This window comes from Pseudonocardia sp. ICBG601 (assembly GCF_020496245.1).
In genome coordinates this window covers 369,291-386,118 of sequence record NZ_JAHLJA010000150.1, presented here as the reverse complement: position 1 = coordinate 386,118, position 16,828 = coordinate 369,291, and the positions used below count along the sequence as shown (strand labels likewise).

General features: G+C 75.1%; 14 protein-coding genes. 9 read left to right on the top strand and 5 right to left on the bottom strand.

What is annotated here, in order from left to right:
• Positions 1-93: 93 nt before the first annotated feature.
• Positions 94-1,272 carry an ROK family transcriptional regulator gene (locus KPL57_RS47485; protein ID WP_226357027.1) on the top strand — a complete coding sequence of 393 codons (1,179 nt, stop codon included), beginning with the start codon at positions 94-96 and terminating at the stop codon, positions 1,270-1,272.
• Positions 1,273-1,277: 5 nt separating this feature from the next.
• Here the strand turns inward: KPL57_RS47485 and KPL57_RS47480 are convergent, their stop codons facing one another.
• Positions 1,278-2,015, bottom strand: coding sequence for a GNAT family N-acetyltransferase (locus tag KPL57_RS47480; RefSeq protein ID WP_226357026.1), 738 nt, complete (start codon positions 2,013-2,015; stop codon positions 1,278-1,280).
• Between the two features lie 122 nt (positions 2,016-2,137).
• Between KPL57_RS47480 and galK the strand changes: the two genes are divergently transcribed.
• Positions 2,138-3,274 (top strand): galactokinase, encoded by a 1,137-nt coding sequence (gene galK, locus KPL57_RS47475; RefSeq protein ID WP_226357025.1) that lies wholly within the window; start codon positions 2,138-2,140, stop codon positions 3,272-3,274.
• Positions 3,275-3,414: 140 nt separating this feature from the next.
• A complete protein-coding gene (gene zwf / locus KPL57_RS47470; protein ID WP_226357024.1) occupies positions 3,415-4,911 on the top strand; it encodes a glucose-6-phosphate dehydrogenase in 1,497 nt (498 codons plus the stop codon).
• On the opposite strand, the gene cobM is transcribed toward zwf, so the two are convergent.
• From cobM to cobT, 3 genes are read right to left on the bottom strand one after another with little or no spacing between them, the layout of a single operon-like run.
• Positions 4,905-5,696: a precorrin-4 C(11)-methyltransferase gene (cobM, locus tag KPL57_RS47465; protein WP_226357023.1), complete on the bottom strand. Its 792-nt coding sequence runs from the start codon at positions 5,694-5,696 to the stop codon at positions 4,905-4,907. The two genes, zwf and cobM, sit on opposite strands and share 7 nt — an antisense overlap.
• Positions 5,697-5,706: 10 nt before the next feature.
• On the bottom strand, positions 5,707-6,918 hold the full coding sequence (gene cbiE / locus KPL57_RS47460) for a precorrin-6y C5,15-methyltransferase (decarboxylating) subunit CbiE (RefSeq protein WP_226357022.1): 1,212 nt from the start codon (positions 6,916-6,918) through the stop codon (positions 5,707-5,709).
• Entirely contained in the window at positions 6,911-8,629 is a 1,719-nt protein-coding gene (gene cobT, locus KPL57_RS70805) for a nicotinate-nucleotide--dimethylbenzimidazole phosphoribosyltransferase (protein WP_308253113.1), read from the bottom strand. The genes cbiE and cobT overlap by 8 nt, the downstream gene beginning before the upstream one ends.
• A 129-nt stretch (positions 8,630-8,758) precedes the next feature.
• Here cobT and KPL57_RS47445 point away from each other — a divergent pair, with 129 nt between their 5' ends.
• The 6 genes from KPL57_RS47445 to KPL57_RS47420 all read left to right on the top strand — a co-directional run bounded on the left by KPL57_RS47445 (position 8,759) and on the right by KPL57_RS47420 (position 14,502).
• On the top strand, positions 8,759-9,118 hold the full coding sequence (locus KPL57_RS47445; RefSeq protein WP_226357021.1) for a YchJ family metal-binding protein: 360 nt from the start codon (positions 8,759-8,761) through the stop codon (positions 9,116-9,118).
• Between the two features lie 53 nt (positions 9,119-9,171).
• On the top strand, positions 9,172-9,858 hold the full coding sequence (locus tag KPL57_RS47440; protein ID WP_226357020.1) for a hypothetical protein: 687 nt from the start codon (positions 9,172-9,174) through the stop codon (positions 9,856-9,858).
• Between the two features lie 152 nt (positions 9,859-10,010).
• Complete coding sequence (locus KPL57_RS47435) at positions 10,011-11,279, top strand: HNH endonuclease signature motif containing protein (RefSeq protein ID WP_226357019.1); 1,269 nt, start codon at positions 10,011-10,013, stop codon at positions 11,277-11,279.
• A 50-nt stretch (positions 11,280-11,329) separates the two neighbouring features.
• A complete protein-coding gene (locus KPL57_RS47430; protein ID WP_226357018.1) occupies positions 11,330-12,514 on the top strand; it encodes a CaiB/BaiF CoA-transferase family protein in 1,185 nt (394 codons plus the stop codon).
• A gap of 63 nt (positions 12,515-12,577) precedes the next feature.
• Positions 12,578-13,060 carry a DUF4188 domain-containing protein gene (locus KPL57_RS47425; protein ID WP_226357017.1) on the top strand — a complete coding sequence of 161 codons (483 nt, stop codon included), beginning with the start codon at positions 12,578-12,580 and terminating at the stop codon, positions 13,058-13,060.
• Positions 13,061-13,104: 44 nt separating this feature from the next.
• Positions 13,105-14,502 carry a sugar porter family MFS transporter gene (locus tag KPL57_RS47420; protein WP_226357016.1) on the top strand — a complete coding sequence of 466 codons (1,398 nt, stop codon included), beginning with the start codon at positions 13,105-13,107 and terminating at the stop codon, positions 14,500-14,502.
• Here KPL57_RS47420 and KPL57_RS47415 read toward each other — a convergent pair.
• A complete protein-coding gene (locus KPL57_RS47415) occupies positions 14,483-16,786 on the bottom strand; it encodes a molybdopterin-dependent oxidoreductase (RefSeq protein ID WP_226357015.1) in 2,304 nt (767 codons plus the stop codon). The two genes, KPL57_RS47420 and KPL57_RS47415, sit on opposite strands and share 20 nt — an antisense overlap.
• Positions 16,787-16,828: the final 42 nt, after the last annotated feature.

Below are 16,828 nucleotides of genomic sequence, written 5' to 3'. Positions count from 1 at the left end.
AAGCACTCTACCGACTTACTTATGTACTCACAAGACGTTAGTGAGACCCGATCAGCGTTTTACCAGGTCGAAGCCCTGTGGTTCACTGGACGAATGCGAGGACGCACCCCGACCAGCGCGCCCGCCACGGCGGGCGAGATCTTCCGGCTGGTCCGGGACGGCGTGGCCGGGACCCGGACCGAGATCGGTCGCGAGACCGGCCTGTCCCGGACCGCGGTCGCCGCGCGCGTCGACCGGCTGCTCGCCGACGGCCTGGTCACCGAGGTGGTCGGCGCCGCCGCGACCGGCGGACGACCCGCCGCGCGCCTGGAGTTCAACGCCGCGGGCGGCACCGTGCTGGCGCTGTCGGTCGGCGTCAGCCGGTCCAAGGCCGCCGTGTGCGACCTGTCCGGCGCCGTGCTCGCCGAGGAGGTCGTGGACATCCCCGCCTCCGCCGGGCCGGAGCATCTGCTCTCCGAGGCGGTCATCCGGCTGGAGAAGCTGCTGCTCACCGCCGGGGTCGACGACGCGACGATCCGCGGCATCGGGCTGTCGATCCCCGGCACCGTGGACGGCGCGCAGGGCTGGTCGGTGGGCGTCCCCGCGCTGCCCGGCTGGGAGCGGATCGCGCTGCCGCCGCTGCTCACCGCCCGCTTCCCCGCCCCGGTGCTGGTCGACAACGACGTGAACGTCATGGCCCTGGCCGAGCACGACGCCCACCCCGACGTCGACGACCTGCTGATGGTCAAGATCGGGTCCGGGGTCGGCGCCGGGCTCGTCTGCGGCGGGGTGCTGCAGCGCGGCGCCTGGGGTGCGGCGGGCGAGATCGGGCACACCCCGGTCCACGACGGGCCGGGCATCGGCTGCGGCTGCGGCAACATCGACTGTCTGGAGGTGCTGGCCTCGGGCCGCGCCCTGGTGCGCGACCTCGCCGAGTGCGGGCAGCCGGTCACCGCGATCGCCGACGTCGTCGCGCTGGTCAAGCAGGGCGACCCGGACGCGGTGCGGCTGGTGCGCATCGCCGGGCGCCGGCTCGGCGAGGTCCTCGCCGCCGCGGTGAACCTGGTCAACCCCGCGCTGGTCGCGATCGGCGGGGACCTGGTCGGGGCGTTCGACCCGCTCGTCGCGGGTGTGCGGGAGGCGATCTACCGGCGCTCGATGGCCGCGGCCACCCAGAACCTGCGCATCGAGCCGGGCCTGCTCAGCGGGCGGTCGGGCGTGATGGGCTGCGCGATCCTGGTGCTCGACGAGGTGCTCTCCCCCGGCTCCGTCGACGCCGCCCTGTCGGCCTGAGCCGCTCAGCGGTGCGGCGCGCGGAGCAGGTCGAACCGCATCGTGCGCGACAGCGTGAACCCCATCGCCTCGTAGAGCCGGATCGCGCCGTGGTTGTCCGCGGCCGCGTGCAGCACCGGGCGCTCGCCGCGGGCGACGATCCCGGCGGCGACGGCGTCAACCAGCCGGCGGGCCAGCCCCCGGCCCCGGAACTCCGGGTCGGTGCAGACCGCGCTGATCTCGGTCGCCCCGGCGGCGCCGTCGCCGCCGATGCGCATGCGCTCCCCCGCCATCGCGACCAGCCGGCCGTCGTGGCGGACGCCGAGGTAGCGGCCCAGCTCGGCGGTGCGCGCCAGCCAGGGCCCGGGCCGGGTGCGGCCGGTCAGCTCCGCCATCTCCGCCCGGTCCGGCGGCCCCAGCTCGACGAGGTCGTCCGCGGCCGCGCCCGGCACCGCGGCGCCGTCCATCTGTACCCCGGGGAACGCGCGCAGCAGCTCCCAGCCCGCCGGGATCCGCGGCGGCCCGGCGGCGGCGCGCACCACCACGACCTCGCTGCCCGGCGCGCAGAGCGCCGCGAGATCGGCCCAGTCCCCGGCGCGGCCGTGCCCGTCGGCGTCGAGCGGGAGCGCCGCGAACGGCGACACCTCCGGGTCGAAGCGCACCGCGGCACCGCGGGTCGCGCCGAAGCCGGCCAGCCGCCCGCGCAGGGCGGAGGCCACCGGGTCGGTCAGGGCGGTGTCGAGGCAGTCGGGGGCGTCGGGCACGGCCGTCATCGTGCCCCGGCGCCCCGGCCGTCCGGCGCAGGGGTCGGCTACCGTGCCCGCGCCCCCGGCCACCTGCCGCGCACCCACCTCCCGACCAACACCCTCGTTCGACCGGAGCCGCCATGTCCACCGTCGCCGACGCCTTCGCCACCCGTCACGGGGCGGCCCCGGCCGGGGTCTGGTTCGCCCCCGGGCGGGTCAACCTGATCGGCGAGCACACCGACTACAACGACGGCTTCGTGCTGCCCTTCGCGCTGCCGCACCGGGCCGTCGTCGCCGCGGCACCCGCGACCGGGGGCCGCAGCCGGGTCCGCTCGGTGCAGGAGCCGGGCGCCCCGGTGGAGTTCTCCGCGGCGTCGGTGGTGCCGGGCGAGGTGCCCGGCTGGGCGGCCTACGTGGCCGGGACCTGCTGGGCGTTCCGCGAGGCCGGCTACCCGGTGGGCGAGGTGGAGCTGGAGCTGGACTCCGACGTGCCGGTCGGGGCCGGGCTGTCGTCGTCGGCGGCGGTGGAGTGCGCGGTCGGCGTCGCGCTCGCCGGGCTCGCCGGGGCCGACGTCGACCCGACCACGCTGGCCCGGATCGCGCGGCGCGCGGAGAACGAGTTCGTCGGCGCCCCCACCGGCGGCATGGACCAGATGGCCTCGATGCACGGCCGCGCCGGCCGGCTGGTGTTCCTCGACACCCGCGACGACACCGTCGAGCTGGTCCCCTTCGACCTGCCGGCGCACGACCTGGAGCTGCTGGTCATCGACACGCGGGCGCCGCACGCGCACGCCTCGGGCGAGTACGGCGCCCGGCGCGCCGACTGCGAGGCCGCGGCCGCCGCCCTCGGCGTCCCGGCCCTGCGGGACGCGGGCCCGGACGACCTGCCCCGGATCGCCGACGAGCGGATCCGCCGCCGGGCCCGGCACATCGTGACCGAGAACGCCCGGGTCACCGAGACCGTGCGGCTGCTGTCCGGCGGCGCGGACCCGCGGGCGATCGGGCCGCTGCTCGACGCGTCGCACACCTCGATGCGCGACGACTTCGAGATCACCGTCCCGCACGTCGACGTGGCCGTCGAGGCGGCCCGCGACGGCGGCGCGACCGGCGCGCGGATGACCGGCGGCGGCTTCGGCGGCTGCGTGATCGCGCTGGTCGAGGCCGACGGGGCGGCCGCGGTCACCGCCTCGGTGCGGGAGGCCTACGCGCAGCGCGGCTGGGCCGAGCCGGTCGTGTTCCCGGGCACGCCGTCGGACGGGGCGGGCCGGCTGGCCTGACCGGGGACCCCTTCCGCCTTTCGCGAGCGGAACGGAATCGGTACAGTACGGAAGTGCCCCGTCACGCGGGCCCTGGCACCGCTCGACCCGCACCCGTTCGCTTACCGAGGAGACGGCTCGTGCCGCACCCCCTTCCCGTCATGGACCCCGCCGACGTCGTCGTGTTCGGCGGCACCGGCGATCTCGCGATGCGCAAGCTGCTGCCCGCGCTCTACCTCCGCGACCGCGACGGCCAGCTCGCCGACGACACCCGCATCGTCGCCGTGTCCCGTTCCGGGCTCGACGACCCCGGCTACCGCGACAAGGTCGACTCCGAGCTGCGGCGCACCGCGCCGCGCTGGGCCGGCCCCGACGCCTGCGCCGACGACGCGCAGCACCACCGCTTCCTGGACCGGCTCCACCACGTGACCCTCGACGTCGCCGACGACGACTGGTCGCTGCTGTCGGAGCTGATCGGGGCGCCCTCCCCGGGGCGCACCCGGGTGCTCTACCTCGCCTCCGCCCCGCAGCTGTTCGGGCGGATCTGCGTCGGCAGCGCGGCCGCCGGCATCGTCGACGACCGCACCCGCGTGGTGCTGGAGAAGCCGCTGGGCACCGACCTGGCCTCGGCGCAGGCGATCAACGACGAGGTCGGCTCGGTCTTCGCCGAGGAGCAGATCTACCGGATCGACCACTACCTCGGGAAGGAGACGGTGCAGAACCTGCTGGTCCTGCGCTTCGGCAACTCCCTGTTCGAGCCGCTGTGGAACGCCTCGCAGATCGACCACGTGCAGATCACCGTCGCCGAGTCGATCGGCGTCGGGAACCGCGCCGACTACTACGACGGCTCCGGCGCGCTGCGCGACATGGTGCAGAACCACCTGCTGCAGCTGCTGTGCCTGGTCGCGATGGAGCCGCCCGCCAAGATCGACGGCGAGGGCGTGCGCGACGAGAAGCTGAAGGTCCTGCAGTCGCTGCGGCCGCTCGACGGCCCCGACGTCGTGCGCGACACCGTGCGCGGGCAGTACGCCGAGGGCCTCGTCGACGGCACCGCGGTGCCCGGCTACGCCACCGAGCTGGCCGAGTCCCGCGCCGGGACCCCGCGCGAGCGGGAGCGGTCCTCCACCGAGACCTTCGTGGCGCTGCGCGCCGAGGTCGCCAACTGGCGCTGGGCCGGGGTGCCGTTCTACCTGCGCACCGGCAAGCGGCTGGCGACGCACGCGTCGGAGATCGTGGTGCAGTTCAAGCCGGTCCCGCACTCGATCTTCCCGGCGTTCGGCGAGGAGATCCCGGCCAACCGGCTCGTCCTGCGGCTGCAGCCCGACGAGGGTGTGCGCCTGCACATGACGGCCAAGCAGCCCGGCCCCGGCGGGATCCGCCCGATCCCGGCGCCGCTGGACCTGAGCTTCGCCCGCACCTTCGGCGACCGACTGCCCGACGCCTACGAGCGGCTGCTCATGGACGTGCTGCGCGGCAACCCGACGCTGTTCATGCGCCGCGACGAGATCGAGGCCGCGTGGCGGTGGGCCGAGCCGATCCTGCGGACCTGGGAGGCGACCGACCAGCGGCCGCGCCCCTACACCGCGGGCAGCCACGGCCCGGCCTCGGCCACCGCGCTGATCGAGCGCGACGGCCGGGCCTGGCACGAGGACTACTGACCGGGGACGTCCTGCCCCGCGGGCTGCCACACCGCGGTCTCCGGGGCACGGCAGCGGCCGTCGCTGTAGAGGTGCGAGTCCGGGAAGTGCCGGGCCGCCAGCGCCTCCCCGACGATGATCACGGCGGTGCGCTGGATCCCGGCCTCGTCGACGGCCTTGGGCATCTGCTCCAGGGTCCCGCGCAGCACGATCTCGTGCGCACGCGACGCGTGCGCCACCACCGCGGCCGGGCAGTCGCCGCCGTAGGAGGGGGCCAGGGCGTCGACGACCTCGGCGATGCGGTGCACGGCCAGGTGCAGCACCACGGTGCCGCCGGCGGCGCCCAGCTTGTCGAGTCCCTCGTTCTCCGGCATCGGCGTCGCGCGCGCCGCGATCCGGGTGAGGGTGACGGTCTGGGCGACCGTGGGGACGGTGAGCTCGCGGCCCAGCGCCGCGGCCGCCGCCGCGTAGGCGGGGACGCCGGGGCACACGTCGTAGGGCACGCCCTCGGCCTCGAGCCTGCGCATCTGCTCGGCCATCGCCGAGAACACCGACGGGTCGCCGGAGGCGAGCCGGGCGACGTCGAGCCCGTGCCGGTGGGCGCGGACCATCTCGTCGAGGATCTCGTCGAGCGTCATCAGCGCGGTGTCGACGGTGCGGGCGCCGGGCGGGCAGATCTCCAGCATCTCCGGCGGCACCAGGCTGCCCGCGTAGAGGCAGACCGGCGCGGCCGCGATGAGGTCGCGGGCCCGCAGCGTCAGCAGGTCGACCGCACCGGGTCCGGCCCCGATGAAGTGCACCGTCACAGCTCGGTCCTCACAGCACGTTCCTCCAGCTCCACAGGGTCACGGGCATGGCGGGACGCCAGCCGTGGAAGCCGCCGACGGGGACGGCGCGGGCGACCTGCACCCGGACGAGGTCCCCGCCGTGTGCGGCGTGGGCGGCGGCCAGGGCCGCCTCGGTCTGGACGGTGACCGCGTTGGCGACCAGGCGTCCGCCCGGGCCCAGCGCGGCCAGGCAGGCGTCGAGGACGCCCTCGCGGGTCAGCCCGCCGCCGACGAACACGACGTCGGGCCGTTCCAGCCCGGCCAGCACGTCCGGCGCGGGACCGGTCACCACCCGCAGGCCGGGGACGCCGAGCGCCGCGGCGTTGGCGGCGACCCGGTCGGCGCGCTCGGGGCGGGTCTCGACGGCGATCGCGCGGCACCGCGGGTGCGCCCGCATCCACTCGATGCCGATCGACCCGGACCCGGCGCCGACGTCCCACAGCAGCTCCCCTGCGCGCGGCGCGAGGTGGGCGAGGGTGACGGCGCGGACCTCGCGCTTGGTGAGCTGACCGTCGTGGTCGTAGGTGTCGTCGGGCAGGCCGGGCGTCTCCCCCGGCGGGACCAGCCCGGCGTCGGGGACGCACTCGAGCGCGACGACGTTCAGCGCGTCCGCGTCGCCCCGCCAGGCCGCGGCGGTGGCCGACACCCGGCGCTCGTCGGGCGCGCCGAGCCGCTCCAGCACCGTCATCCGCGAGCCGCCCCATCCGGCGCCGGCGAGCAGCCCGGCGATCTCGGTGGGTGACCCGGCTCCGGCCGAGAGCACGACCAGCCGGGCGCCCGGGGCCAGCGCGCGGCGCAGCGCGTCGAGCGGGCGGCCGACGACGCTCAGTACCGCCACGTGCTCCGAGCCCCAGCCCAGCCGGGCGCAGGCCAGCGCCACCGACGACGGGTGGGTCAGCACCCGCAGCCGGTCCGGCCCGGCGACGCGGGCCAGCGTGGCGCCGATCCCGAAGAACATCGGGTCGCCGGAGGCGAGCACCGCGACGCGCCGGTCGGCGAGGGAGTCGAGGATCCCCGGCAGCGCCGGGACCAGCGGCGACGGCCACGCCCGGCGCTCCCCCGCCACGTCGGCGGGCAGCAGGTCGAGCTGGCGGGGCCCGCCGAGCAGCACCTCGGCGTCGCGCAGCGCGTCGCGGTGGGTCTCCGGCAGCCCGGCCCAGCCGTCGGCGCCGACCCCGACGACGGTGAGCGGGTCACCCACCGGTCTTGTCCGTGACCCCGGCGGCGTCGAAGGTGGCGACGTCGGCCATCGCCCGCGCCGCGCCCTGCAGCACCGGCAGCGCGAGCAGCGCGCCGGTGCCCTCGCCGAGGCGCATGTCGAGCTCCAGCAGCGGCGCGAGGCCGAGGTGGTCGAGGGCGAGCGCGCCGCCCGGCTCGGCGGAGCGGTGCCCGCCCAGGCAGTAGCCGACGACGTCCGGCGCGAACGCGGCGGCGACCAGGGCGGCGGAGCCGGCGATGACGCCGTCGAGCACCACCGGGGTGCGCAGCGCGGCGGCGCCCAGGACGAACCCGGCGAGCCCCGCGTGCTCCAGCCCGCCGACGGCGGCGAGCACCCCGAGCGGGTCGGCCGGGTCGGGCCGGTGCAGCTCCAGGGCGCGGCGCACGACGTCGGTCTTGCGGGCCAGGGTCTCGTCGTCGACGCCGGTGCCGCGCCCGGTCGCGACGGCCGGGTCGGCGCCGGTGAACGCGCACACCAGCGCGGCCGCGGCGGTGGTGTTGGCGATGCCCATGTCCCCGGTGAGCAGGCAGCGGTTCCCCGCGGCGACCAGGTCGCGGGCGACCTCGATGCCGTGCTCGAGCGCGGCGCGGGCCTGCTCGCGGGTCATGGCCGGGCCGGTGGTCATGTCGGCGGTGCCGCGGGCGACCTTGCGGGGCAGCAGGCCGGGCACCGGGTCGAGCTCGGCGGCCACCCCGACGTCGACGACGAGCACCTCCGCCCCGAGCTGGCGGGCGAACGCGTTCACCACCGCACCGCCCGCGGTGAAGTTCGCGACCATCTGTGCGGTGACCTCCTGCGGCCACGGGGTGACGCCCTGGGCGTGCACGCCGTGGTCACCGGCGAAGATCGCGACCGCGGCCGGGGACGGCACCGGCGGCACCTCGGCCCCGGCGATCCCGGCGAGCGCGACGGCCACGTCCTCCACCCGGCCGAGCGCGCCGCGCGGCTTGGTCATCCGGTCGAGCCGGTCGCGGGCCGCGGACCGGGCGACGTCGTCGACCGGTGCGACGGCGTCCACGGTGGACTCCAGCAGCGCGGTGGACGCGGCGCCGGGCAGCCCGCGGGCGCCCCAGGTGTCCTGGTGCACCGCCCAGTCCAGCGGGCGGCGACGGGCCCAGCCGTGCTGCTCGAGCTCGGGCCGGTCGGGGAAGGCGTCGACGTGGCCGACGCACAGGTAGGCGACGACCTCGACGTGCGCGGGCAGCCCGAGCAGCGCGCCGAGCTCGGTGAGGCCGTCGTCGCCGAAGAACGACACCCAGCCGACGCCGAGGCCCTCGGCGCGGGCGGCCAGCCACAGGTTCTGCACCGCGAGCGCGGCGGAGTAGGGGCCCATCTCGGGGCGTTCGTGGCGGCCGAGGGTGTGCCGGCCGCCGCGGGTGGCGTCGGCGGTCACGACGACGTTCAGCGGGGTCTCACGGATCGCCTCCACCCGGATCGCGCGCAGCGCCTCGGCGCGGGCGGCGGGCAGCGACGCGGCGTAGCGGTCGCGCTGGGCGGAAACGAGGGCGTGCACGCGCTCGCGGACGCCCGCGTCGCGGACCAGGACGAAGTCCCAGGGCTGGGAGAACCCGACGCTCGGGGCGGCGTGCGCGGCCTGCAGGACGCGGGTGAGGACGTCGTCGTCGACCGGGTCGGGCCGGAAGCCGGTGCGGACGTCGCGGCGGGAGTGCAGGACGTCGTAGAAGTCCGTCACGTCGGCATTCCTCCTGCGGTACACGGCTCGGCGACGGATGAGACGACCACACGTCCGTAGAGGTGGTCAACTGTCCCTTCGGGTCGGTCGGGCACCTCACATGTGCCGGATGGGGCATGCTCGACGACCGTGCTCTGCCCCTGCGGTACCGGCCGCCCCGAGGACACCTGCTGCGCCCCCGTGCTCGCCGGGCGCCCCGCTGCCACGGCGGAGGCGCTGATGCGCAGCCGCTACACCGCCTTCGTGCGGGGCGACCGCGCGTACCTGCTGGCCTCGTGGCACCCGTCGACGCGTCCGCGACGGCTGCGGCTGGAGCCGGGTTCGGTGTGGACGGGGCTGGAGATCGTGGCGCGCTCGGGCGGGACGATGTTCTCCACCGACGGGACCGTCGAGTTCCGGGCCCACCGGACGGACGGGGTGCTGGCCGAGCGCAGCCGGTTCGTCCGGGAGGACGGGCGGTGGTTCTACGTCGACGGGGACGTCGGGTAGGCGCCTCATCAGAACTGGGGACTCCCTGCAACACGCCGGTCACCGCCCTCGACATGCCGACCGAACGGACCAGTCGGGTGCGGCCGGGCGGCGGAGATCGGGAGACCATGAACGTGCAGCAGTGGCAGTCCATGTCGGAGCGGGAGCGCGTCGAGTGGGCCCGCTTCCAGGAATGGCAGCACGCACAGTCCCGGCTCGCGCAGTCCCGGATCGCGCAGTCCCGGGTCACGCAGTCTCCGGCCTCGCAGCAGCAGGTGCCCTGGGCCGCGGCGGCCGCCCCGGTGCCTACTCCGCGTCACGTGCAGCTCGGCTCCCGCACCGTCCGGCGTCTGCTGATGGCCGCCTCGTCCGGGATCGTCCTGGTCCTGGCGATGATCGTGATCGCGGCGATCGCCGATCTGGGGGCTCCGTCGACCCGCACCGTCTCCGGTGTCATGACGGTCGTGAGCGGCTCGGGGTCGCTCTATTCGGGCTCCTCCTACGGTGCCTGCACCCTGTCCGGTGGCTACGACGACATCACCGCCGGGACGACCGTGACCGTCCGCGACTCCTCCGGCACGATCGCCGGCGTCGGCGCGCTGGGCAGCGGGACGGGGAGCAGCTACGGGTGCGCCTTCTCGTTCACGGTGGACGACGTCCCGGTCTCGGACTTCTACACCGTGGAGGTGGGCCACCGCGGCGAGGTGACCTTCACCGACGCCGCCGTCCGGGACGGGGACCTCCGGCTCTCCCTGGGATGAGGGGGCGGGCCGCGTCGTCGACGGCGTGCGACCCACACGACGGGGGCTCCGTGGGCGGCCCCATCGACACCGCGCACCGGCGAGCGCCGGGTCCGGAGTCCACCCGACGTACGGGCTGGATATCGAACACATGTTCGAGTACCATCGACGACGTGACCGCGACCCAGGAACCACCCGTCCACGCCACCGGCGTGCCGGGCGGCGGGTTCACGTCCGGTGACCTGGCCCTGCTCCGCCTCCTGGTCGACCAGGTCGTCGACGACGACATCACCGTGCTCTCCGAGGCCGACCTGATCGACCAGATCCGGCAGATCGAGTCCCTGCAGGCCTCCCTCGCCGCGCTCCAGGCGACGCGCATCCGGGCGTTCGCCCAGGCACACGTCGAGAACCGCCTCACCGACGACCGGGCCGACGTCGACGTGCCCCACCGCAGCGTGGTCGCGCAGGTCCAGCTCGCCTGCCGTGTCTCCACGGCCGAGGCCCGCACGCGGGTGGCGAACGCCCGTGACCTGTACGCCGGACTCGGTCGTGTCCGGGACCTGCACATCGCCGGCGAGCTCAGCGCCGCGAAGGTCTCCGCGATCGCCGTCGAATGCCGCGACCTCGATGCGCGCCGGCGCAGGCAGGTCGATGCCCGCCTCGCCGTGCACGACCTGACCCGGCTCGGCATCGGACGGCTCCGCGCCATGACCCGCCGGCTCGTCGCCGAGATCGCCCCCGACCGGTTCCGCGCCCGGGTCCACGCCGCCAGGGCCGAGCGCCGGGTCACCCTGCGGCCCGCGCCGGACGCGATGAGCTATCTGACCGCCTACGTCCCGGTCGAACAGGGCGCCGCCTGCCTCGCCGCGCTGCAGAAGGCCTTCGTCGAGGTCCAGGTCGAACCCGAACCGCTGACCCGCACCCGCGGGCAGGTCCTGGCCGACACCCTCGTCGAGCGGGTCACCGGACAGGCCACCGCGACGGCGGTGAACCTGGACGTACAGGTCACCGTCCCGGTCCAGGCCCTGCTCGACCCGCAGTCCCCGCTCCCCGCGGAGATCCCCGGCCTGGGGCCCGTTCCGGCCGACCTGCTCGCCACCTCTGAGGGGACGAAGTCCCTGCGCCGACTGCTCACCGACCAGGGCGTCGTCATCGGCGGCGACTCCCGACAGCGCACCTTCACCGGCCTGCTCGCCACCCTCGTCAAAGCCAGAGCGCAGAACCGGTGCACCGAGCCCTACTGCGACGCTCCCGTCCGCCATCTCGACCACATCCACCGCGACGCCGACGGCGGGCGCACCGAGCTGGACAACGGGCGCGGGGTGTGCGAGTTCCACAACCACGTCCGCGAACAACCCGGCTGGCACGTGGCCCGCGGCCCGGACGGGGTCACGACCACCAGTCCCACCGGACACGCCTATCTCGCACCCGACCCCCCGTGAGCCGCGTCGCGACTGTCGCCGGTGCGGCGACGCGGCTAGCGTGCCGGGACGTGGATCATTCCCCGCTCGGCGACGACCCCACCGGCGGACCGCTGGACGGCGTGCTGGTCGCCGACTTCTCCCGCGTCCTCGCCGGGCCCTACGCCACCATGATGCTGGCCGACCTCGGCGCGACGGTGATCAAGGTCGAGGGCCCGGGCGGCGACGACACCCGCACCTGGAAGCCGCCGGTGGTCAGCGACCCCGAGCACGGCGACATCTCCACCTACTACCTGTCGATCAACCGGAACAAGCGGTCCGTGGTGCTCGACCTGACCGACCCGGGCGACCTCGCGGCGGCACGCGAGCTGGCGCGGCGGGCCGACGTCGTCGTCGAGAACTTCCGGCCGGGCGGTGCGGCGCGGTTCGGGCTGGACCACGGCAGCGTCTCGGCCGGCAACCCCGGGGTCGTGTACTGCTCGATCACCGGGTTCGGCGCCCGCGGCGGCGCCCACCTGGCCGGGTACGACCTGCTCGTCCAGGCGGTGTCCGGGCTGATGAGCCTGACCGGTGACGTCGACGGGCCGCCGTTCCGCGCGGGGGTCGCGGTGTTCGACGTCCTCACCGGGCTCCACGCCGCACTCGCGGTCGGCGCGGCGCTGCGGCACCGCGAGCGGACCGGGCAGGGCCAGCTGCTGGAGACCAACCTGCTGTCGGTCGCGATGTCCACCCTGGTCAACCAGACCGAGGCCTACGTCGCCGCGGGCGCGGTCGGCCGCCGGATGGGCAACGCCCATCCCAGCGTCTTCCCGTACCAGCCGATGCCCACCGCGGACGGCGACCTCATCGTCATCGCCGGCAACGACGGCCAGTTCCGCAAGCTCGCGACCGTCCTCGGTGACCCGGCCATGGCCGAGGACCCGCGCTTCGCGACCATGTCCGACCGGATCGGCCATCGCGAGGAGATCGAGCAGCGGCTGTGCGCCCGCCTCGCCACCCGCACCGCCCAGGAGTGGTACGACGCGATCACCGCCGCCGGCGTGCCCTGCGGCCCGATCAACACCGTCGACGGCGGTGTCGCCCTCGCCGAGGAGCTCGGCCTCGACCCGGTCGTCCGGGCCGACGACGCCGCGGCCGTCCCGACCGTCCGCAACCCGGTCACCTGGTCGGTGACCCCGCCGTCCTACCGCCGCTCTCCCCCGCCGCTGGGCGCCGACTCCGCCGAGGTCCGGGCCTGGCTCGACCAGAACGGATAGCGCCACTCGCCACGATCGGATAGTCTCGGTATCCACACAGCACCGTGACGAGGGAGTGGACCGATGGCGCCGTACACCCGCACGACCAACGAGCCGGCCGACGGGCCGGTCGTCGTGTTCCTCATCGGCATGCGCTTCAACCGGCCCTGGAAGGTCCGGGCCTGGCTGCCGGTGGTGAGCGCGATGTCCGGGATGCTGCGCGAGCTGGAGCGCGACCCCGCCCACGGGCTGCTCGGGACCCGCTCGGGGATCGGCCCCGGCGGCCCGTTCCTCGTGCAGTACTGGCGCGACCGCGAGTCCCTCTACGCCTACGCGAGCGACACCGCGGCGACGCACCGGCCGGCCTGGGCCGCGTTCAACCGCCGCGCCCGCCGCTACCCCGGCGCCGTCGGGATCTGGCACGAGACCTTCGTGGCCGGGGAGTTCGAGACGATCTACGGCGACATGCCGCCGTCGGGGCTGGCGAAGGCACTGGGCGTGCGGGAGATCGACGCCGCCACCGACGGCGGCCGCCGCCGGCTGGACGCCTCACGACACGCCGCCTGACGCCTCCTGTTGCGGCCCGTAACGGGCCACCGGAGGATCGGCCGATGAGTTCGGGGGCGCAGACGGCGAAGCGGCCGTCACAGTGGGCGATCTGGTTCTTCGGGGCACTCGGCGGGATCCTGTGGGGGTACGACACGGGCGTCATCTCCGGGGCGATCCTGTTCATCCCCGACGACATCCCGCTGTCGTCGCTGGAGCAGGGCACCGTGGTGTCCGGGCTGCTGGTCGGCGCGATGCTCGGGGCGGGCGTCTCCGGCAAGCTCGCCGACACCCTCGGCCGGCGGCTGCTGATCCTGCTCGGCGGCATCGTGTTCGTCATCGGCACGCTCGGCGCCGCCCTCGGGGTGAACGTCGCGATGCTCGTCGGGTTCCGGTTCGTGATGGGCGTCGGCGTCGGCATCGTGTCGGTGGTCGTGCCGATGTACCTGTCCGAGCTGGCCCCGGCCCGCATCCGTGGGCGGCTGACGTCGCTGATGCAGCTGCTGGTGACCGTCGGGATCTTCCTGGCCTACGTCACCGACTTCGCCTTCGCCGAGTCCCGGGACTGGCGCTGGATGATCGGGCTCGGCGTGATCCCCGCGGTCATCCTCGCGATCGGCATCTACACCCAGCCGGAGAGCCCCCGCTGGCTGGTCGCACAGAAGCCCGACGGCGGCGAGGAGGACGCGCGGGTCGTCCTGCAGCGGCTGCGCGGCACCCCGGAGGCGGCCGAGGCCGAGCTGTCGGAGATCCGGGAGAGCGTGCGCGTCGAGCGCGAGAACACCGAGAAGGTCGCGATCGGGACGCTGTTCTCCCCGCGGCTGCGGCGGCTGACCCTCATCGGGATGCTGCTGGTGTTCTTCCAGAACTTCGTCGGCATCAACACGATCATCTACTACGCGCCGACCCTGCTCACCGACGTCGGCTTCGGGGCGACCGGCGCGATCGGCGCCAACGTGGGCATCGGCGCGGTGAACATGCTGATGACGCTGCCCGGGATGTGGCTGATCGACCGCGCCGGGCGACGCCCGCTGCTGCGCTGGGGCGCGGTCGGCATGTGCGTGGCGATGATCGTCCTCGCGGTGACGAACCTGGTCGGGCTGGAGCAGGGGCCGCTGCTGCTCGGGCTGACCCTGGCCGGGATCGTCGTCTACATCGCCTCGTTCTCGATCTCCTGGGGCCCGGTGCAGTGGGTGCTGCTGCCGGAGCTGTTCCCGCTGCGGGTCCGCGCCGGCGCGGTCGCGTTCTGCGTGACGTTCAACTGGCTGTTCAACATGACCGTCGCGCTGCTGTTCCCGTCGCTGCTCGAGGCGTTCGGCGCGGGCTGGAACTTCCTGTTCTTCGCGGTGACGACGGCGGCCGCCTACGTCTACGCGACCCGGCTGCTGCCCGAGACGAAGGGCCGCAGCCTGGAGGAGATCGAGCGGGACCTGGCCCAGCCGGTCACGGCGAAGCCGGCGTGACCGGCGGGGTGTGCGCGGTGACCTCCGGGGCCTCGTGGCGGTACGGCTCCACCGCGACCGCGCACAGCTGACCGCTGCACCCCTGAGCGAAGCCCGACGTCCCCCGGTCGCGGGTCACGGCGTTCGGGTTGCCGTGCACGCAGAGGCCGTCGTCGCCGAGCTCGGGACGGTCCGGGTCGGGGCGCGGGTCCCACCACGCCCCGGTCGGCAGCTGCAGCACGCCGGGCCGGATGTCGTCGGTGACCCGCGCCGCGGCCAGGCAGGCGCCCCGGTCGTTGTGGAGGCGGACGACGTCGCCGTCGCCGATGCCGAGCCGGGCTGCGTCGTCGGGGTGGATGCGCACGACCTCGCGCCCGGAGCGTTTCGAGCCGGCCGAGTGGGCGCCGAAGTCGAGCTGGGAGTGCAGCCGGGTCGCCGGCTGGTTGGAGACCATCCAGAACGGGTGCCGGTCGTCGGGGACCTCGGTCGGCTCGATCCACGCCGGGTGGCCGGGGTGGTCGGGCAGCCCGAGATCGGCGATCGGGCCGGACCCGACCTGGACGCGGCCGGACGCCGTCGGCAGCGGGTGCGCGACGGGGTCGGCGCGGAAGCGGGCCAGCACCCCGCCGTCGTCGGGGCGCTGGGGCAGCTCCAGCTCGCCTCGCTCCCAGAACTCCTTGAACGACGGCGCGTCGAGCCCGCGGTCGGCCAGGCCCTTGCGGGTGCGGTCGTACATGTGGACCAGCCACTCGTGCGACGTCCGGCCCTCGGTGAAGGCCTCGCCGTGCCCGAGCCGCACGGCCAGGTCGGCGAGCACGTCGTAGTCGTCGCGGGCCTCGCCGTGCCGGGGCACCAGCTGCTTCATCGCGACGACGAGCGGGTCGGAGCTGGTGGCGCCGATGTCGTCGCGTTCCAGGGTCGTCGTCGACGGCAGCACGACGTCGGCGTGCCGCGCGGTGGCCGTCCACATCGGGTCGTGCACGACGAACGTGTCCAGCTCGGCGACCGCGCGCCGCATCCGGCGCAGGTCCTGGTGGTGGTGGAACGGGTTGCCGCCGGCCCACCACGCCATCCGCACGTGCGGGTAAGAGTGCCCGACGCCCTGGTAGGAGTAGGTCTCCCCCGGGTGCAGCAGCATGTCCGCGACCCGCGCGACCGGGATGAACGAGGTCACCGGGTTCGGCGCCCGGGAGAACGTGGGCACCGGCACCGCGTTGCGCGGGCGCCCGTAGTGCCCGAGCGACCCGAGGCCGTAGTTGAAGCCGCCGCCGGGCAGGCCGATCTGGCCGAGCACCGCGGCGAGCGCCGTCCCGCCCCAGACCGGCTGCTCGCCGTGCTCCGCGCGCTGCAGCGACTGCGCGACGGTCACCAGGGTGCGGCCGTGCGCGATCCGCCAGGCCAGCTCGCGGATCGTCGCCGCCGGGATGCCGGTGACGCCCTCGGCCCACCCGGCGTCGCGCGCCGGGGCGGCGAACAGGTACTCGCGCAGGCGGTCCCAGCCGTCGCAGTGCGAGGCGAGGAAGTCGGTGTCGGCCCGCCCCGCCTCGACGACGGTGTGCATCAGCGCCAGCATCAGCGCGACGTCGGTGCCGGGCCGGATCGGCAGCCAGGTGGCGTCGACCTCCTCCGGCAGGTCCGGGCGCAGCGGGCTGACCAGCACGAACACCGCGCCCCGGTCGCGGGCGGCGCGCATGGCCCCGCGCTCGACGTGCCGGCTGACCCCGCCCGCGGCGATCGCGGAGTTCTTCAGCGCCATCCCGCCGAACGCGACGACGGTGTCGGTGTGCGCCGCGACCTGGTCCCAGGTCACCGCGTAGCGGGTCACCGCGTCGAAGGTGCCCAGCACGTGCGGCAGCACCACCTCGGCGGCGCCGCCGGAGTAGGTGTTGACCGAGCGGGTGTAGCCCCCGGTCAGCGCCAGGAACCGGTGCAGCTGGCCCTGGGCGTGGTGGAACCGCCCGGCCGACGCCCAGCCGTAGGAACCGCCGTAGACGGCCTCGTCGCCGTGGGTGGAGCGGACCCGGTGGGTCTCCTCGGCGAGCCGGTCGAGCACCGCGTCCCAGGACACGGTGCGGTAGCCGTCGCGCCCACGACCGGGGTCACGGCCCGGGCCGCGGTCCCACCAGCCGCGGCGCACCGCGGGCGCGGCGACCCGGGCGGCGTGCCCGACGGCCGCGGGGATGTTGTCCAGCACCGGGGACGGGTCCGGGTCGCCCGGGTGCGGGCGGACCCGCAGCCTGCTGCCGTCCCAGCGGGCGTGGAACACGCCCCAGTGCGCACTGTGGGTCCTCACGTTCTCGGTCACCACCGACCACCGTAACCCGCATGCCGGGGCCCGCATACGGGA